The following is a 17,798-nucleotide window of genomic DNA, read 5'->3' as shown; positions in this document are numbered from 1 at the left end:
ATTTTTGAGGGGCATCATCATGCCTGAGATATTTGAAGTCGTGCTGTGGTGTGCCGCGCTTGCGACATGGTTGATGCTTCTCTTCGCCCTCGTGAGCAAGACCCTGAAACAGCTCTCAAAGAGCATCCGCCGCGCGATAGAGGAAGCTTTCAAGCCCGACTTGAAGTGATCTCGGCTACGATGCCCGATCGAAACTGAACCGGCCCGCCCCGGTGACGAAGATCAACATCGCGCCTCCCATGATCGAGACATTCTTCAGGAAGTGGTTGTATTGACCGATCTGCTGCGCACCCGCGGGATACTCCCAGTAGCGGTGCGCAATAGCCGTTGCCGCCAATACGAACACAAACGTCAGAATTGCGCAGTAGCGCGTACCGACGCCCAATATCARACCAACGGATATCAATACTTCCAGTACGATGTTCGTCATCGTGAACAGCTCGGGTGCTGGAAGATTCAGGGACCTGAAATACCCCACAGAGCCGCTGAAGTTGGATATTGCTCCATACGCGCTTCCGACGAATACCCACGCGAGGAGAATGCGGCCGATTAAAATCAGCGCGTCAGCTCGCCCTGTGGCGAACGCATCGACTGCCAGCGAGACAGAATTGGATTTCATGGCAGAACCTCCACCCTTGCTGTCCAAGACCGGCTGAACGCATCTATTGCCGAGAGCAAACCTATCATGATTGGTGGACCGCACGAAGCGCTCTTGCCGGCCCATTGACGCTGCAAAGCCCGCTTCGTCACCGCCCTTAGCTGCCTCGCCAGGACGACCTGCACCCGCCCGCTCCGAAAGTAGGGCGGATGCGCGAGCCTTCAGGCTGATCGCGGTTTCCGAGTACGCCTTCCAGCTCCGGTCAGACCGCATCTTCCCGGAGCAGCGTGTCCACGGTGATGGTACCGCGGGCGCGGGAGACGCAGGCGCAGATCTTCTGGTTGCTTTGCTTCTGGTGATCGCTGAAGAAGACGTCGCGATGATCGATCTCGCCGTCGACCTCGACCACGTCGATCGCGCACAGGCCGCATTCGCCGCGCTTGCAATCGTACATCACGTCGTGTCCGCTGGCATTGAGCACATCAAGCATCGAGCGCTCGCGCGGGATTTCGAGCTCGACATCGGTCCCCTTCAGGCGCACGCGAAACGTCTCGGTCGGCAGCGTGCCGCTGGAGCCGAAGGTCTCGTAGCGGAGATCGGGARGCGGATGGCCGGCGCCGATCCAGGCGTGGCGCGCGGCATCCAGCATCCTCATCGGGCCACAGAACAGCGCCAGCGCACCTTGCGGCAATGATCCGAACAGCGCATCGGGGTCGAGTCGCCGGCCCTCGTCGCTCGCGTGAACGAGCAGGCGCTCACCGAGCATTTTGGCGAGATCGTCGAGATAGGCGGCATCGGTGCGCGAGCGCACGGCATAATGCAGCGTGACATCAACGCCGCGACGCGCCAGCGCCTGTGCGGCGCCAAGGATCGGCGTGATACCGATGCCGCCAGCGATCAGGCAATAGTTTTCGCGCGTCCAGTCGACTGCGAGCAGCGAAGCCGGCCGGGTGATGTCGAGCCGAGCCCCGGGGGTGAGCTGCCACATGTAGCGCGAGCCGCCGCGGGAATCCTCGGCGCGGCGCACCGCGATCCTGAATCCGCGCGAGGACGCCTCACCGACCAGCGAATAGGATCGCGTCTCCGGCAGGCCGTCGATGGTCACGCTGATATTGATGTGGCTGCCGACCGGATAGGCCGTGCCGTCGAACTGATCCGGCAGGATCAAGAATTCGCGGATGCCCGGCGCAAGATCGCGCGTCGCGACCAGCGTTGCCGGAATCCAGGTTTCGATGAAGCGCATGGCGATTGCCCTAGTCGGTTGCGGTCCTGATCAGCGCGAGCGCCGGCAAGAGGTCGAGATGGGTGCGGTTGCGCAGCGCAAGCCGCAGGTTTCGCACTGCGAGGCGCGCGTGCTCGCGCATCACGGCCTCGGCGCGGGCGCCTTCGCGGTTCTCGATGGCGTCGATCACGACGCGATGGTGCTCCTGCCCGATGATCAGAATCTGCTGCGCCTCGGGCAGCGCCGATTGCGCCATCACGAAACCGCTTGGCGAGGCGAACGGCAGCGCCGAAGCGCGGTCGATCTGCCGGATCAGCGGCGGGCTGCGCGACAATTCCGTGAGCAGTGCGTGGAAGCGCGCGTTCAGCGTGACATAGGATGAGAACGCGTCGACCGAGATCGGCACCTGGCGCAGCAATTCGTCAATTGCGGCAAGGCACTCCTTCAGCGGCTCGAGCTCGCGCGCGGAAACGCCGCGCTCGGCTGCGAAGCGCGCGGCGAGCCCTTCGAGCGTGCCGCGCAGCTCGATGGAATCGGAGATGTCGCGCTCGGAAAACGCCTTCACCATGAAGCCGCCTGAGGGAATCGCCTCCAGCAGGCCTTCCTCCTCGAGCCGCACCAGCGCCATGCGCACCGGCGTGCGCGAGGCGCCGGTCGTCTCCACCGCCTGCAGCTCGGAGATGCGCTCGCCGGGCCGTAAGCGACCCGACAGGATCTGGTCGCGCAGCGCGAGCTGCGCCTTCACGGTCTGCGAGACGGAGCGGTCGACCTCTCGCTCGGGCGCTGCTTTCACCTGGCCTACTCCGCGGCCTGGAGCTGCTGCGGCGCGCTTTCCTTCGCCACCATCCTGTCGATCAGCTTGCGCGTCCACATCGCACCGGCATCGATGTTGAGGTTGTAGAAGATCCGATCGGGGTTCTCGTCCATAGCGCGCTGCTGCGCCTCGAGGATCAGTTCGTCCTCGTGGAAGATGCCGGAGACGCCTTCGCGGATCTCGGTGGTGATGCGCTGCTCGCCGATCTGATAGTTGCGCACGAAGGCCCAGAAATAGTGGCAGGTCTTCTCGGTCTCCGGCGTGATGGTGTTGAGCACGAAACCGTTGACGCCCTGCGAGCGGTCGCCTTCGGGCGCGCCGGTACCTGTCGGCGCCACGCCGACATCGATCGCGATCGTGCACGGGGCTTCGAAGCGGATGATCTGCCAGCGGTCGACGAGGCCGGGCTTGCCGAGCTGCTTGGCCCAGAACGGCGGCGCCTCGATGCCGCGCATCCAGCGCGTCACCGTCACCGTCTTCTCGCCATGGGTGACGTCGAACGGCGCCTCGGCGACCGCATCGTTGCCGATCGACGAGCCGTGCACAAAGGTCTCGTGGGTGAGGTCCATGAGATTGTCGAGCACGAGGCGGTAGTCGCAATTGACGCGGATGGTCTTGCCGTCGCCGGCCCAGGCCGGATCGTGATTCCAGTGCATGTCAGGGACGAGCGCGGGATCGGCGAGCGCAGGGTCTCCCATCCAGAGCCAGATGTAGCGATGACGCTCGACCACGGGATAGGCGCGGACACAGGCCGACGGATTGATGGTCTCCTGCGAGGGCATGAAGGTACAGCGCCCCTGCGCATTGTATTTCAGGCCGTGATAGCCGCAGACGACGGTGTCGCCTTCCAGCCGGCCCTTGGACAGCGGGACCAGGCGGTGCCAGCAGGCATCCTCCAGCGCGGCCACCGAGCCGTCGGCCTTGCGGTACATCACGACATGCTTGCCGCAGATCGTCCGCGGCAACAGCGCCGGCTTGACGTCGGCGTCCCAGGCCGCGGCGTACCAGGCGTTCATCGGAAAGGGTTTTGTCACGGGTCGCTCTCCCAAGCGCTTATGAATACGTTATGTATACAATAGCGGAGAGGTAGAATCGTTCAAGGCTAAATATGGCGTATTTGGATACCTATTATCTTGGTTATGTATACAACTATACCGGAAGTCATTCCCCGCGAAGGCGGGGAATCCAGTACGCCGCAGCTCCTCCGCATCACGGCACGGCCGCGGCGTACTGGATCACCCGCTTTCGCGGGTGATGACAGCGGAGAATGCGGCAAACACTTCCTCGGAGCAGCAACCGAAGAGTCGTCCTGGGCTCGGCGCCCTACGCCCCGAACACCTTCTTCAGCCCTGCCTGGGCCTCTTCCTGAATCCGCTTCAGGTGCTCGGTGCTGCGGAAGCTTTCCGCRTAGATCTTGTAGACGTCCTCGGTGCCCGACGGCCTTGCGGCGAACCAGCCGAAATCGGTTTCGACCTTGATGCCGCCGAACGGCTGGCCGTTGCCCGGCGCCTTGCCCAGCGTGGCGCGGACGGGATCGCCGGCGAGGTCCTTGAGGCCGAGCTGCTCGGGCGTGACGGACTTGAGGATGTTCTTCTGGGGCGCAGTGGCGGCGACGTCGATGCGCGCATAGTGCGGCACGCCGAGCTCGGCAGTGAGGTCGTTGAAGAGCTGGCTGGGATCGCGGCCGGTCTTCGCCATGATCTCGGCTGCGAGCAGGCCGAGGATGATGCCGTCCTTGTCGGTGGTCCACACCCCGCCGTCGCGGCGCAGGAACGAGGCCCCTGCACTCTCCTCCCCGCCGAAGCCGAATCCGCCCGTGAGGAGGCCGTCGACGAACCATTTGAAGCCGACCGGCGTCTCGACCAGCCTGCGGCCGAGCTTCTTGGCGACGCGGTCGATGATCGAGCTCGACACCACGGTCTTGCCGATCGCGGCATCCCTGCCCCAGTTCGGGCGGTTCGCGAACAGATAGGAGATCGCGGTCGCAAGGTAATGGTTCGGATTCATCAGGCCGCCGGTGCGCGTCACGATGCCGTGGCGGTCGGCATCGGTGTCGTTGGCAAAGGCGACGTCGAAGCGGTCGCGCATCGCGATCAGGCTCGCCATCGCGTAAGGCGAGGAACAATCCATGCGGATCTTGCCGTCCCAGTCGACGGTCATGAAGCGGAAGGTCGGATCGATCGCCTCGTTCACGACGGTGGCCTTCAGGCCGTAGCGCTCGATGATCGGATGCCAATAATGCACGGCGGCGCCGCCGAGCGGATCGATGCCGATATTGATTCCGGCGGATTTAACCAGATCGAGATCGACGACATTGCCGAGATCGGCGACGTAGGGCGTGATGAAGTCGTAGGCGTGCACGTTCGCGGATTTGCGCGCCTTGGCGTAGTCGATGCGCTTCACGCCCTTCAGGCCGTCGGCGAGATAGGCGTTGGCGCGCTTCTCGACCACGGAGGTCGCGTCGGTGTCGGCCGGGCCGCCATGCGGGGGATTGTATTTGTAGCCGCCGTCCTCGGGGGGATTGTGCGAGGGCGTGACGACGACGCCGTCGGCAAGGCCGCTAGCGCGGCCCTTGTTGTAGGTCAGGATCGCGTGCGAGATGACAGGCGTCGGGCTGTAGCCGCCGTCCTTGTCGATCATGATGTCGACGCCGTTGGCGGCGAACACCTCGACGGCGCTGACCAGCGCCGGCTCGGCCAGCGCGTGGGTGTCGATGCCGATGAAGAGCGGACCGGTCAGGCCCTTTTCTGTCCTGTAGTCACAAATTGCCTGCGTGGTCGCGAGGATGTGGCCCTCGTTGAAGCTGTTCTTGAACGATGTGCCGCGATGGCCGGAGGTTCCGAACGCCACCCGCTGCGTGGGATCGCCGACATCGGGCTTGCCGGCGAAATAGGCCGTCACCAGCCGCGGAACATTGGTGAGCGCGTCCGGCGAGACCAGCTTGCCCGCCGCGGGGTCAACATCAGCCACTGAAATATCCTCGTCCTGTCGTGCAGAGTTTGTGGATTACCATAGCATCGGCCGGGCCCCCGCCAAGGGCACAACACGCGCGGTTGGCTGGCCGTTCCTGAGATCATGCTATGGTCTTTCAAATCGGGGCTTTTTCGAGTCGGGGCATGACGCTGTTTCACAGGCTCTTGGTTGTGCTGATGGCCTGGCTTGCGACCGCTGGCATCGTGACCAATGCGACGGCCGCGGAGTTCTACACGGAAGACCTGCGCATTCCGATGGCGGAGGCCGGGCCGCAGGGGCTGGAGGCCTTTCTCGTCCGGCCGGCCGGAACGAAGCGCTATCCGCTCGCGCTGCTCAACCACGGCTCGCCGCGCAGTTTCGACGACCGCGCGACCATGTCGGCGCACAAATATTACGGGATCGCGCTCGAATATGCCCGGCGCGGCTTTGCCGCGCTGATCGTGAYGCGGCGCGGATATGGCACCTCGCCCGGCGGGCGCGTCGACAGCGTCGGCGTTTGCGCGAATGCCACCTATCTGCCGGCGGCGGCGGTTGCGATCGCGGATTTGCGCGCGGCGATCGATGCGATGGGGCGCAGGGCCGACGTCACGACATCGGGCATGATCGCGGCCGGCCATTCCGCCGGCGGGCTTGCCACCGTCGCGCTGACCGCGCAGGCACCGAGTGGTCTCGTCGCCGCGATCAGCTTTGCCGGCGGCCGCGGCTCGCGCGATGACGACGACGTCTGCAACAAGGACGGGCTGGTGCAGGCGTTCGCCACGTTCGGCAAAACCTCGCGCGTGCCGATGCTGTGGGTCTATGCGGCCAACGATTCGTTCTTCGGTCCCGATCTCGCGCGCCGCCTCTATGACGGATTTCGCGGCAATGGCGGTCACGCGAAATTCATTGCGGCGCCGCCTTACGGCGATGACGGCCACTATCTCTATTCGGTGGTGGGCCGCCCGCAATGGACGCCCTATCTCGACGCCTTCCTGCGCGAGCGCGGGCTCGGCCATGACATCCTGAGCCTTCCCGATCCGCTGCCGCCGCCGGGCCAGCTCAACGAGGCCGCGCGCGCCGAATTCTCCCGCTATCTCGCCAGCACCATGCCGCACAAGGCTTTTGCGGTGTCGCCGAACGGCGGTTACGGCTGGCGTTCGGGCCGCACGACCGCCGACGACGCCCGGCGCGATTCGCTTAGCGCCTGCATGAAATGGTCGCCGACCTGCACGCTGTATGCGGTCGATGACCAGCTGGCCGGGGCGACGCAAAGGACATCGACGGATCAGAGCGCCCGCGCGCGATAGGCGCGAGGGTGATCGGATCTTTCGACGGATAAGGCTAGAGCCGCTCGCTGAGCGCGAGCTTGTAGCCGACGCCGGTGACGGTCGCGATCACGGGCGTGCCGCTGCCGACGAGCTTGCGGCGCAGCCGCGCCACCAGCGCGTCGACCGTCCGGATATCGACCTCGGCCTGGCGGTTGCTGACGACCTCGATCAGATAGTCGCGGCTGAGCGGCCGGCCGTCGGCGCCGACCAGCGCCGCGAGCAGATCGAACTCGGCGCGCGTCAACGCCACCGGCTTGCCGTCGCTGCCGAGCAGCTCGCGCCGGGTCAGGTCGATGATCCAGTCGCCGAAGGCGATCGAATTGTGGTTGCGCGCGGCCTTGCGGTCGATCGAGCGCCGCCGCAGCACGCTGCGCGCGCGCGCGAGCAGGTCGCGCAGATTGATCGGCTTGGTGACGTAATGGTCGCCGGCGATCTCGAGGCCGAGGATACGATCGACGTCGGTGTCGCGGCGCGTCACGAAGATGATGCCCGCGTTGCTGGTCGCCTGGATCTCCTTGGCGAGCTCGAAGCCGTCGCCGTCAGGCAACTGCACGTCGAGGAAGACGAGATCGGTGCGCGAGCGCAGCGCCTGGCGGCATTCCGCGCAGGAGCCGGCGCCGACCACGTCGAAATTGTTCTCGCTGAAATAGCCGACCAGCATCGTCCGCGTCACGGGATCGTCTTCGACGACGATCAGCCGTTCGCGGCCGGCAGGCCTCAATTCCTGACGTGCGGAATCAACCACGTTGTTGGATGTCCTGTGTGCTTGTGGCGCGGCTTGAAAGTTCAAGTCGTCGCGCAGCGCACTGTCCTGTGAACGAACATTCACGACTTATTCGAGCCCCCGAGATTGCCTGCTGGAATACTAGGCGTGTTGTGCTGCCCGAACAATATTGGTCATGGTATTGGCGTATTAAGTATGAATTGCCCCACAATTCTCATCGCGCGCATCATCATGCCGGCGTGGCGCGTGCGAGCGACGACCAGCCCCCTCGACACCGCCGATCCCGTACATTCGGCATCAGACTCAACCGCTGGTTAACGTAAAGAAAGGCTTCGGCTTCGAAACAGCCGGCCGCGCCTCTATGGTCTCCGCTTGCAGATGCGAAACCACGGAGCAGGCGTGATGCAGGGGCAGGCCCGGTTGGCCGCCGAACGAACCGAGCAAGGTGCAACGCCTTTCGGCCGTTCTCACACGCTCGACGTCCTGCGCGGCCTCGCCATCGTCGGCGTGATGGCGATCCACGTCTCACAATCCTTTCCTTCAAAGATCCACGCCCTCGACTTCGCCTTCATGTGCGGCTGGACCGGCGTCAACGTGTTCTACTTCGTCAGCGCCATGACGATGTGCCTGATGTGGACGCAGCGCACCGAAACCGACCCGACGCGCAAATTCTACATCCGGCGCTTCCTGCGCATCTCGCCGCTGTTCTGGCTCGCGATCCCGGTTTACCTCGCCGTCAACGGCACGGGTCCCAGCTACAACGCGCCCAACGGCATCGGACCGCTCCAGGTGATCCTGACCGCGACATTCCTGCACGGCTTCTGGCCGGACAGCGTCAACAGCGTCGTGCCGGGCGACTGGTCGATCGCGGCGGAAATGACGTTCTATCTCGTGTTCCCCTTCGTGATCACGGCCTTCGGATCTCGCCGCCACCTCTATCTTGCGCTCGCGATCGCGCTGCATCTCGTCAATGTCTGCCTGTTCAAGCCGTGGGCCTTCGCACTGTTCTCGGCCTATTATGGTCCCGGCCACGAAGCGTTCGTGTGGAACGCATTGCACATCAGCTTCCTGAACCAGTTGCCGGTCTTCCTCGTGGGCTGCGCGCTGTTCTTCTCGCTGCGCGACGGCTTTGCGAAGTCGGATGCCGCGATCTTTGCCGCCTTCATCGCGCTGTCCTTCATCGCCGACCGCGCGACCGGCTCGCATGAATTCAACTATTTGATGATCAACCTCGTGCTCGGCGCGCTGGTTGCAGGTTGCATCCGCCTCGCGATCCGCTGCCGGCCGATCGAGGCGCTCGGCCGCAACTCCTATTCGATGTACCTGTCGCACTTCGCGGTGATCTACGGCCTGCGCCAGATCTGGCCGCTTACGGACGGACTGGTCTCGCTGCTGATCGCCTATGCCGTCACCGCCGCGCTCAGCTATCTCGTCGCACGCGCCACCTGGCATCTGGTCGAGCGGCGCGCGCAGGATTTTGCGCATCGCCTGACGTCCGCGGGATCGGACCGGTCAACGATCCGGCCAACCATCGCGGCCACTGTGGCCGGTCTGCACTGACGCGCGACTTGTCTAGCTGACGCCTTCGAATCTAAAGTACGCCACGAGCGATCTTCAGACACGCTGGGGCGGCGTGATCAGATCGACCGGCTTCACGCTGGAGTAGGCGCCATGGAAGTCATACTGCTCGGCACCGGCGGCCCACGCCCGGACCCGCGCCGCATGGCGACGACCACGCTGATCAGGCTCGGCGAGGAGAATATCCTGTTCGACGCGGGCCGCGGCGTCATGGTGCAGCTCCACAAAGCCGGCGTGCCGCTCGGCGCCATCGACACGGTCTTTCTCACCCATCACCACTTCGACCACATCGGCGACCTCTATGATGTGATGCTGAATTCGTGGATGCATGGGCGCAAGGACGATCTGCGCATCTACGGTCCGCCCGATACCGAACGGCTCGTCAACACGCTGATCACACAGGTCTACGACAAGGACATCGCTTGGCGGGATCAGGGCGAGCCGACCTTTGGCGGATGGAAGCCGGTCGTCGCGACGGACATCATTCCCGGCCCCGTCCTCGACACCGGTCGCTGGAAGATCAGCGCCGAGCTCGTCTCACATGGCGACGGTCTCGACATGTCGCCGGCGTTTCTCGCGCGCTGGATGTGTCTCGGCTTCCGCTTCGAAGCCGAGGGCAAGGTCATCGCGATCTCCGGCGACACGGTCCCCTGCCCCGGTCTCGAGCGGCTGGCTGAAGGAGCCGACCTACTGGTGCAGTGCTGCTTTCTCGCAACACCTGAAATCAACAACGACCATCTCCGCCGGCTCGCGAAATACACGATCGCCTGCGGCGATACGGTCGGCAAGATCGCAGCCAAGGCCGGCGTCAAGAAGCTTGCGCTGACCCATCACCGTCCGCGCACCGACGATGCCATGCTGGATGCGTTGCTCGCGGACGTCAGGAAGGACTATTCGGGTCCCGTCGTGCTCGGCGAGGATCTCACGCGAATCGAGGTCTGAGGACTGCGCGATGCGCCGTCCGGTTTCAGGACGATCCAACCTCGATCCGGTACGACAGTTCTTCGTTCGCGCCGGCCGCGATGTGCATCAGACCAGGCTTGTCGCTGAACTCGCCTTCGAAACCGACGGGACTGGCATAGCCGCGCCACGGCTCGATGCAGAGGAACGGCGCGCCTGTCGGTTTCGACCAGACGCCGAGCTCGCGAAAGCCGCGCCATGACATTTTGAGCCAGGGCCCGCCCCCTTGCCCGGCCGCATAGCGGACCGCATGGCTGTTGACGGGGTCGAGGATGACGGCGTCATTGGTGAACAGGGATTCCGACAAAGGAAGCACGGTGCCTCTGACGGGGCTCGGATCCGTTGCCGCGAGYAGGAGTCCGCCCTCGACACGGCGAACCGGAGACGGCTCCTCGTTCGTGAACGTCAGCGCGTAGCTCTCCTTCGACATTCCAGGCTGAAGCGGCCAGTTGAAGGCGGGATGGCCACCGAGCGACACCGGCAATGTCTCCTTGCCAGTGTTCACGACCGTGAGCGAGAGATCGAGACCAGCGTCGTCGATCGCATAGGTGGCGGTCAGGCGAAATGCGAACGGATAGAGCGCGCGCGTTGTCTCGCTGTCTTCGAGCGCCAGGGTGCAACGGTTCTCGCCGCGCTCTACCCACGCGAACCGGCTGTCGCGCGCAAAACCGTGCTGGGTCATCCGGTAGGTCTTGCCCCGGTGCCGCATTTCGTCATTGGCGAGACGCCCGACGATCGGAAACAGCAGCGGCGCGTGGCGTGGCCAGGCCGGCCCTGCCTGCCAGACAAATTCGACACCGCTGCCGTTCTTCAACGAGCACAGCTCGGCGCCGTGTGCCTTGATGGTCGCGGTGAGCCCGCCACTGCGGATCGTGTGCGTGTCGTCGGTCATGACCGCCTTCAGCCGGCCGAGATCGAGCGCGCGGAACTGCACCCATTCGGTGACGATGACGAGCGCATCGGCGCCTTGCGCGCAGGAATAGGCGTCCTCGCAATAGGTGATGTTCGGCAGCTCGCCCTTGGCCTGCTCCATGCCGACGGGATCGAAAGCCTTGACCGTCGCGCCCATGTCGATCAGGCCGGTGACGAGCGGRATCGACGGCGCATCGCGCATGTCGTCGGTGTCGGGCTTGAAGGTGAGGCCGAGCACGGCGATGGTCTTGCCGCGCAAGCTACCGCCGAGCGCCTGGCTGACCTTGCGCGCCATCGCGCGCTTGCGGTTCTCGTTGACGGCCAGCACGGMTTCGACGATGCGCAGGCTCACGTCATAGTCCTGCGCGATCTTGATCAGCGCCTTGGTGTCCTTCGGGAAGCAGGAGCCGCCGAAGCCGGGCCCCGCATGCAGGAACTTGGTGCCGATGCGGTTGTCGAGGCCGATGCCGCGCGCGACYTCCTGCACGTYGGCGCCGACCTTTTCCGASAGRTCSGCGATCTCGTTGATGAAGGTGATCTTGGTCGCGAGGAASGCGTTCGCGGCGTATTTGATCATCTCGGCGGTGCGGCGCGCCGTGAACATCAGCGGRGCCTGGTTCAGCGACAGCGGGCGATAGACGTCGCCCATCACCTTGCGGCCGCGCTCGTCGGAGGTGCCGACGACGACGGCGGCGTAGACATAGGACAGATCGGCGTGACCGTCGCCGCGGCGCGAGGGCGTGCCGACCGCGATGAAGACGGCATCGGCGTCCGCGACCGGCTTCGACAAATCGGTGGTGAAGTCGAGCCGCTTGGCCTTCACATTGGTCGCGACCAGTTCGTCGAGGCCGGGCTCGTAGATCGGAATCTCGCCGCGATGAAGCGCCGCGATCTTCTTCTCGTCCTTGTCGACGCAGGTGACGTCGTGACCGAAATCCGCAAAGCAGGCGCCGGACACCAGTCCCACATAGCCCGTTCCGATCATCGCGATTCGCATGAAAAACCCTGTTCCAGCTTGGTTAACGAAACCCCAACTCGAGCGGTTTAGCATTTTCCTGAGGGGAGAGAACAGCCCGGATGCAAAAACCGGCACGCGAATTGTACCGGTAAAGAAACCTTAAACCGCAAGGCTTCACACTGCGCCACGTCCGCACAGAGCCGGGCGGACCGCGCCTCGAAACGGGACACCATGGCATTATCAGGCACAATCGCCGCGAGCGGGCTTTCCAAGGCCCCCCCGGCCGCGCGTGTCGACTGGATCGACTATGCCAAGGGCATCTGCATCGTCATGGTCGTGATGATGCACTCGGTGCTGGGGGTGGAGATCGCGGCCGGCCAGACCGGTTTCATGCATGTCGCCGTGGCCTTCGCAAAGCCGTTCCGGATGCCGGACTTCTTCCTGATTTCGGGCCTGTTCCTGCCATTGGTGATCGATCGGGACTGGCGAACCTATCTCGACCGCAAGGTGGTGCATTTCGCCTATTTCTATGTCGTCTGGGTGACAATCCAGTTCGGCTTCAAGGCACCGGCATTCGCGGCGGAGACGAGCTGGCGCGAGGCCGGCCTGCTGTATCTGGAATCCTTCGTCGAACCGTTCGGCACGCTCTGGTTCATTTACCTGCTGCCGATCTTCTTCATGGTCACAAAACTGACACGGCGTATTCCGCCGCTGGCGATCTGGCTCATCGCTGCCGCGCTGGAGACGGCGGGCATCTCGACCGGTTGGACCGCGATCGACGAATTCTGCGCGCGCTTCGTCTATTTCTATTCGGGATATCTGTTCGCGCCTTACGTGTTCGCGCTGTCCGATCGCGCGCGCAACCATCCCGCACTCGCGCTGGCGGCGCTTGCGACCTGGGCGCTGGTCAATGCGGGCCTCGTCGCGCTCGGCGCCAGCGAATGGAAGATCGTCTCGCTCGCGCTCGGCTTCGCCGGCGCCTGCGCCATCATCACGATGGGCACGCTGCTCGCCCGCGCACAATGGTTGAACTTCTTCCGCTTCTGCGGCGAGCATTCGATCGTGATCTACCTCGCCTTCTTCCTGCCGATGGCGGCGACACGAACGCTGCTGCTGCGCACCCACATCATTGCCGACATCGGCACGGTGTCGCTGATCGTCACCATCGTCGGCGTGATCGGATCGCTCGCGATCTGGTACGTCGCATTGCGGCTCAATGCCCGCTTCCTGTTCGAACGGCCGCAGACGTTCTGGATCGCGCCGAACAAGGCCGGGCCAGTGTTGCAGGCGGCGGAGTAGCCGCCCTCTCGGTGTCGTCGCCCGGCTCGACCGGGCGACCCAGTACGCCGAGACGCCAGTGATTGAGCCGAGAAGCCACGGCGTACTGGATTCCCCGCTTTCGCGGGGAATGACAGCGGGGATGTGGGGAACGACAGTGGGGATAGCGGCACCAGCGGCCCAAAAATCCCCCGCTCAAGGCTGTCAAAGCCCGCAAAAATTCATACATTGCGGCCATGCCCAAAAGSTCCCCAACGACATCCCCGAAGACCGCCGCGAAAGCCGACACCAAACCCGCTGCTGACAAGCCTGCTGCCAAACCGGTCGCGGCGAAGGTGGCCGGCAAGGGCGACCACATCTTCCTGGTCGACGGTTCCGGCTACATCTTCCGCGCCTATCACGCGCTGCCGCCGCTGAACCGCAAATCCGACGGTCTTCAGGTCAATGCCGTGCTCGGCTTCTGCAACATGCTGTGGAAGCTTTTGCGCGACATGCCCGAGGACAACCGCCCGACGCATCTGGCGATCGTGTTCGACAAGTCGGAAGTCACCTTCCGCAACAAGATCTATCCCGAGTACAAGGCGCACCGGCCGCCCGCGCCCGATGATCTGATCCCGCAATTCGCGCTGATCCGCGAAGCCGTGCGCGCCTTCGATTTGCCCTGCCTGGAACAGGGCGGCTTCGAGGCCGACGATCTCATTGCGACCTATGCGCGGCAGGCCAGCGACCGCGGCGCCCACACGACCATCGTATCCTCCGACAAGGATTTGATGCAGCTCGTGAACGACAAGATCATGATGTACGACACCATGAAGGACCGTCGTATCGGAATCCCCGAGGTGATCGAGAAGTTCGGCGTGCCGCCGGAGAAAGTCGTCGAAGTGCAGGCGCTGGCCGGCGATTCCACCGACAACGTTCCTGGTGTCCCCGGCATCGGCATCAAGACCGCCGCGCAGCTGATCGTCGAATATGGCGACCTCGAACAGCTTCTGTTCCGCGCTACCGAGATCAAGCAGCCGAAGCGGCGCGAGGCGCTGATCGAGAATGCCGAGAAGGCGCGGATTTCGCGCCAGCTGGTGCTGCTCGACGACAAGGTCGAACTCGAGGTGCCGCTGGACGATCTCGCAGTGCACGAGCCCGACGCGCGCAAGCTGATCGCCTTCCTGAAGGCGATGGAATTCACCACGCTGACGCGTCGCGTCGCCGACTATTCGCAGATCGATCCCGCCAATGTCGATGCCGATGCGTCGAACAGCAGCGGCGCGAGGGCTGGCGGCGACGCCGCCAAGGCAAAGACGTCAGAGACCTCCGGTGATCTGTTCGCCGCTCCAGCTGCGACCGCAACAGGCGGCGACAAGGGCGACAAGTCGGCCGGTCTCAAGGGCGCGCCGATTTCACTGGCCGCCGCGCGCGAAGAGGCGCTGCGCAAGCTGCCGGTCGACCGCAGCAAATACCAGGCGATCAAGACGCTCAAGGAGCTCGACGCCTTCGTCGCGCGCATCCACGACGCCGGTCATGTCGCGATCGAGACGAGAGCCAACTCCATCGATCCGATGCAGGCCGATCTGTGCGGCATCGCGCTGGCGCTGGCGCCGAACGAGGCCTGCTACGTGCCGCTCGCGCACAAGCAGTCCGGTGGCGGCGCCGGCCTGTTCGACGCGGGTCTCGCGCCGGACCAGGTCAAGCATGCCGACGCGATCGAAGCGCTGCGGCCGGTGCTGGAATCGGCGGGCATTCTCAAGATCGGCTTCGACGTCAAGTTCACCGCCGTGATGCTGGCGCAGCACGGCATCACGCTGCGCAACGTCGACGATGCGCAACTGATCTCCTATGTGCTCGATGCCGGCCGCGGCTCGCACGCGATCGAAGCGCTCGCGGAGCGCTGGTTCGGCCACGCCATGCTGAAGGAGAGCGAGCTGCTCGGCAGCGGCAAGGGCAAGATCACCTTCGACCAGGTGCCGATCGACAAGGCCGCACCGCTGTCGGCGGAAGGCGCCGACATGGCCTTGCGCGTGTGGCGCGTGCTGAAGCCGCGCCTCGTCGCCGAGCACATGACCGCCGTTTACGAGACGCTGGAGCGGCCGCTGGTGTCGGTGCTCGCGCGCATGGAGCGGCGCGGCATCTCGATCGACCGCCAGGTCTTGTCGCGGCTATCAGGCGACTTCGCCCAGACCGCGGCGCGCGTCGAAGCCGAGATCCAGGAGATCGCGGGCGAGCCCGTCAATGTCGGCAGCCCCAAGCAGATCGGCGACATCCTGTTCGGCAAGATGGGACTGTCCGGTGGCACCAAGACCAAGACCGGCGCATGGTCGACGACCGCGCAGGTGCTCGACGAACTTGCCGAGCAGGGCCACGACTTCCCGAAGAAGATCCTGGAGTGGCGCCAGGTTTCGAAACTGAAATCGACCTATACCGACGCGCTGCCGACCTACGTCAACCCGCAGACCCATCGCGTCCACACCACCTACGCGCTGGCCGCGACCACGACGGGCCGGCTGTCGTCGAACGAGCCGAATCTGCAGAACATTCCGGTGCGCACCGAGGACGGGCGAAAGATCCGCCGCGCCTTCATCGCGACACCGGGGCACAAGCTCGTCTCCGCCGACTATTCGCAGATCGAGCTGCGGCTGCTCGCCGAGATCGCCGACATTCCCGTCCTCAAGCAGGCGTTCAAGGACGGGCTCGACATTCACGCGATGACGGCCTCCGAAATGTTCGGCGTGCCGATCGAGGGCATGCCGAGCGAAATCCGGCGCCGCGCCAAGGCGATCAATTTCGGCATCATTTACGGCATCTCGGCATTCGGCCTCGCCAACCAGCTCGGCATCGCGCGCGAGGAAGCCTCCGCCTACATCAAGAAGTATTTCGAGCGCTTCCCCGGCATCCGCGCCTACATGGACGAGACGCGCGACTTCTGCCGGAGCAACGGCTATGTCACCACGCTGTTCGGCCGGAAGATGTACTATCCCGACATCAAGGCTTCGAACGCCTCGGTGCGCGCCTTCAACGAGCGCGCCGCGATCAACGCACGGCTCCAGGGCACCGCCGCCGACATCATCCGCCGCGCCATGACGCGGATGGAGGACGCCCTGGTCCAGAAGAAGCTGACGGCGCAGATGCTGCTCCAGGTGCACGACGAACTGATTTTTGAGGTGCCTGACGCCGAGGTCGCGGCGACGCTGCCGGTGGTGCAGCACGTGATGCAGGACGCGCCGTTCCCGGCCGTGAACCTGTCGGTGCCGCTGCATGTCGATGCGCGCGCGGCGAAGAATTGGGACGAGGCGCATTGATCGCTTTTTCACCTCTCCCCGCTTGCGGGGAGAGGACGGATCGCCCCCCGGCGATGCGAAGCATCGTCCGGCGCGATCCGGGTGAGGGGGTACAGGTCTATCGACGACCACCCGGTTGGAGAGAAGCCCCTCACCCCAACCCTCTCAGCGCGAGCGAAGCTCGTCGCGGCCCCGTAAGAACGGGGCGAGGGAGCGCACCGAGCGTTCGGCGGCAGATCGAATTGTCCTCCGTGCAATTGCGCGATGGCTCCGCCGCGCGGCGCACATTAGAACGGTGTCGTCTCCCACACCGGTTCACGCATGCCCCACACCTCCGCCCTGCTCGGCTTCGCCCTCGTCTGCCTCGGTCTCGTGCTCACGCCGGGGCCGAACATGATCTATTTGATCTCGCGCTCGATCACGCAGGGGCCGGCGGCGGRCATCGTCTCGCTCGGCGGGGTGGCACTCGGCTTCGTCTTCTACATGCTGTGCGCGGCGTTCGGCATCACCGCGCTCTTGCTCGCCGTTCCCTTTGCCTATGACGCGCTGCGTTTCGCCGGCGCCGGCTATCTGCTGTGGCTGGCCTGGCAGGCGGTGAAACCGGGCGGACGTTCGCCGTTCCAGGTGAAGCAGCTCGCGATCGACAGCCCGCGCAAACTGTTCGCGATGGGCTTTGTCACCAATCTGCTCAATCCGAAGATCGCGATGCTGTATCTGGCACTGCTGCCGCAGTTCATCGATCCCACCGCCGGCAGCGTGCTGACGCAGTCGGTGGTGTTGGGGGCGATCCAGATCGCGATCAGCGTCAGCGTCAACGCGATGATCGCACTTGCCGCGGGGTCGATCGCGCTGTTCCTGGCGAGCCGGCCGAGCTGGATGCTGGTGCAGCGCTGGCTGATGGGCACGGTGCTGGCCGGGCTTGCGGTGCGGATGGCGGTGGAAGCGAAGAAGGTGTGATTATTTTTCTTCCTTCTCCCCTTGTGGGAGAAGGTGGCGCGAGGCGCCGGATGAGGGGTCTTTCTCCGCGCATTCGAAGACAGCTGGACTCGCGGAGACAGACCCCTTGTAAGTCGAAGCGCCGCAGGTCTGCTATTGTAGACGTTGCGGTGACGGACGGGAGCCCGCAAACCCCCAGGTCGTTGCAGGCCGTGGGTGAGAGAGGTGCCCCGTCCGTTAGTCCATTGAACCCGAACAGTCGCCTGGGC

At 64.5% G+C, this 17,798-nt stretch carries 14 protein-coding genes; 7 read left to right on the top strand and 7 right to left on the bottom strand.

Going from position 1 to position 17,798, the window contains the following annotated elements:
- Positions 1 to 19 precede the first annotated feature (19 nt).
- Positions 20 to 169, top strand: a complete 150-nt coding sequence (locus tag AB4Z51_RS23435; protein ID WP_166084486.1) for a hypothetical protein — start codon at positions 20 to 22, stop codon at positions 167 to 169.
- A gap of 6 nt (positions 170 to 175) precedes the next feature.
- Here the strand turns inward: AB4Z51_RS23435 and AB4Z51_RS23430 are convergent, their stop codons facing one another.
- From AB4Z51_RS23430 to pgm, 5 genes are all read right to left on the bottom strand, one after another.
- Complete coding sequence (locus AB4Z51_RS23430) at positions 176 to 619, bottom strand: DoxX family protein (RefSeq protein WP_071917677.1); 444 nt, start codon at positions 617 to 619, stop codon at positions 176 to 178.
- 241 nt (positions 620 to 860) lie between these two features.
- A complete protein-coding gene (locus tag AB4Z51_RS23425; protein ID WP_441498080.1) occupies positions 861 to 1,841 on the bottom strand; it encodes a PDR/VanB family oxidoreductase in 981 nt (326 codons plus the stop codon).
- A gap of 10 nt (positions 1,842 to 1,851) precedes the next feature.
- Positions 1,852 to 2,613, bottom strand: coding sequence for a GntR family transcriptional regulator (locus AB4Z51_RS23420; protein WP_028148569.1), 762 nt, complete (start codon positions 2,611 to 2,613; stop codon positions 1,852 to 1,854).
- A gap of 5 nt (positions 2,614 to 2,618) precedes the next feature.
- Entirely contained in the window at positions 2,619 to 3,668 is a 1,050-nt protein-coding gene (locus tag AB4Z51_RS23415; protein ID WP_187387662.1) for an aromatic ring-hydroxylating dioxygenase subunit alpha, read from the bottom strand.
- Positions 3,669 to 3,957: 289 nt separating this feature from the next.
- The gene (gene pgm, locus AB4Z51_RS23410; protein WP_354078978.1) at positions 3,958 to 5,604 is read right to left on the bottom strand and encodes a phosphoglucomutase (alpha-D-glucose-1,6-bisphosphate-dependent); all 1,647 of its coding nucleotides are present in this window, start codon (positions 5,602 to 5,604) and stop codon (positions 3,958 to 3,960) included.
- Positions 5,605 to 5,750: 146 nt separating this feature from the next.
- Here pgm and AB4Z51_RS23405 point away from each other — a divergent pair, with 146 nt between their 5' ends.
- Entirely contained in the window at positions 5,751 to 6,893 is a 1,143-nt protein-coding gene (locus tag AB4Z51_RS23405; protein ID WP_441498079.1) for an alpha/beta hydrolase family protein, read from the top strand.
- A gap of 34 nt (positions 6,894 to 6,927) precedes the next feature.
- Here AB4Z51_RS23405 and AB4Z51_RS23400 read toward each other — a convergent pair whose 3' ends face one another.
- Positions 6,928 to 7,743, bottom strand: coding sequence for a response regulator transcription factor (locus tag AB4Z51_RS23400; protein WP_063979731.1), 816 nt, complete (start codon positions 7,741 to 7,743; stop codon positions 6,928 to 6,930).
- 297 nt (positions 7,744 to 8,040) lie between these two features.
- On the opposite strand from AB4Z51_RS23400, the gene AB4Z51_RS23395 reads away from it, so the two are divergent.
- Positions 8,041 to 9,198: an acyltransferase family protein gene (locus tag AB4Z51_RS23395; RefSeq protein WP_441498078.1), complete on the top strand. Its 1,158-nt coding sequence runs from the start codon at positions 8,041 to 8,043 to the stop codon at positions 9,196 to 9,198.
- Between the two features lie 111 nt (positions 9,199 to 9,309).
- Positions 9,310 to 10,158 (top strand): MBL fold metallo-hydrolase, encoded by an 849-nt coding sequence (locus AB4Z51_RS23390; RefSeq protein WP_085399125.1) that lies wholly within the window; start codon positions 9,310 to 9,312, stop codon positions 10,156 to 10,158.
- 25 nt (positions 10,159 to 10,183) lie between these two features.
- On the opposite strand, the gene AB4Z51_RS23385 is transcribed toward AB4Z51_RS23390, so the two are convergent.
- A complete protein-coding gene (locus tag AB4Z51_RS23385; protein WP_441498077.1) occupies positions 10,184 to 12,085 on the bottom strand; it encodes a nucleotide sugar dehydrogenase in 1,902 nt (633 codons plus the stop codon).
- Between the two features lie 192 nt (positions 12,086 to 12,277).
- Here AB4Z51_RS23385 and AB4Z51_RS23380 point away from each other — a divergent pair, with 192 nt between their 5' ends.
- The 3 genes from AB4Z51_RS23380 (at position 12,278) to AB4Z51_RS23370 (ending at position 17,550) form a co-directional block, all read left to right on the top strand.
- The gene (locus AB4Z51_RS23380; RefSeq protein WP_441498076.1) at positions 12,278 to 13,345 is read left to right on the top strand and encodes an acyltransferase family protein; all 1,068 of its coding nucleotides are present in this window, start codon (positions 12,278 to 12,280) and stop codon (positions 13,343 to 13,345) included.
- A gap of 215 nt (positions 13,346 to 13,560) precedes the next feature.
- Positions 13,561 to 16,614, top strand: a complete 3,054-nt coding sequence (gene polA / locus AB4Z51_RS23375) for a DNA polymerase I (protein ID WP_441498075.1) — start codon at positions 13,561 to 13,563, stop codon at positions 16,612 to 16,614.
- 300 nt (positions 16,615 to 16,914) lie between these two features.
- Positions 16,915 to 17,550 (top strand): LysE family translocator, encoded by a 636-nt coding sequence (locus AB4Z51_RS23370; protein ID WP_441498074.1) that lies wholly within the window; start codon positions 16,915 to 16,917, stop codon positions 17,548 to 17,550.
- Positions 17,551 to 17,798 lie beyond the last annotated feature (248 nt).

Source organism: Bradyrhizobium sp. 2TAF36 (genome assembly GCF_052114925.1).
In the GTDB taxonomy this organism is placed as follows: Bacteria; Pseudomonadota; Alphaproteobacteria; order Rhizobiales; family Xanthobacteraceae; genus Bradyrhizobium; species Bradyrhizobium barranii.
This window is presented reverse-complemented; position numbering and strand designations above follow the sequence as displayed.

What these genes read in the sequence shown, in the direction of transcription:
- AB4Z51_RS23435 (WP_166084486.1), top strand. Translation starts at nt 20, where the DNA reads ATGCCTGAGATATTTGAAGTCGTGCTGTGGTGTGCCGCGCTTGCGACA.
- AB4Z51_RS23395 (WP_441498078.1), top strand. Translation starts at nt 8,041, where the DNA reads ATGCAGGGGCAGGCCCGGTTGGCCGCCGAACGAACCGAGCAAGGTGCA.
- AB4Z51_RS23390 (WP_085399125.1), top strand. Translation starts at nt 9,310, where the DNA reads ATGGAAGTCATACTGCTCGGCACCGGCGGCCCACGCCCGGACCCGCGC.
- AB4Z51_RS23380 (WP_441498076.1), top strand. Translation starts at nt 12,278, where the DNA reads ATGGCATTATCAGGCACAATCGCCGCGAGCGGGCTTTCCAAGGCCCCC.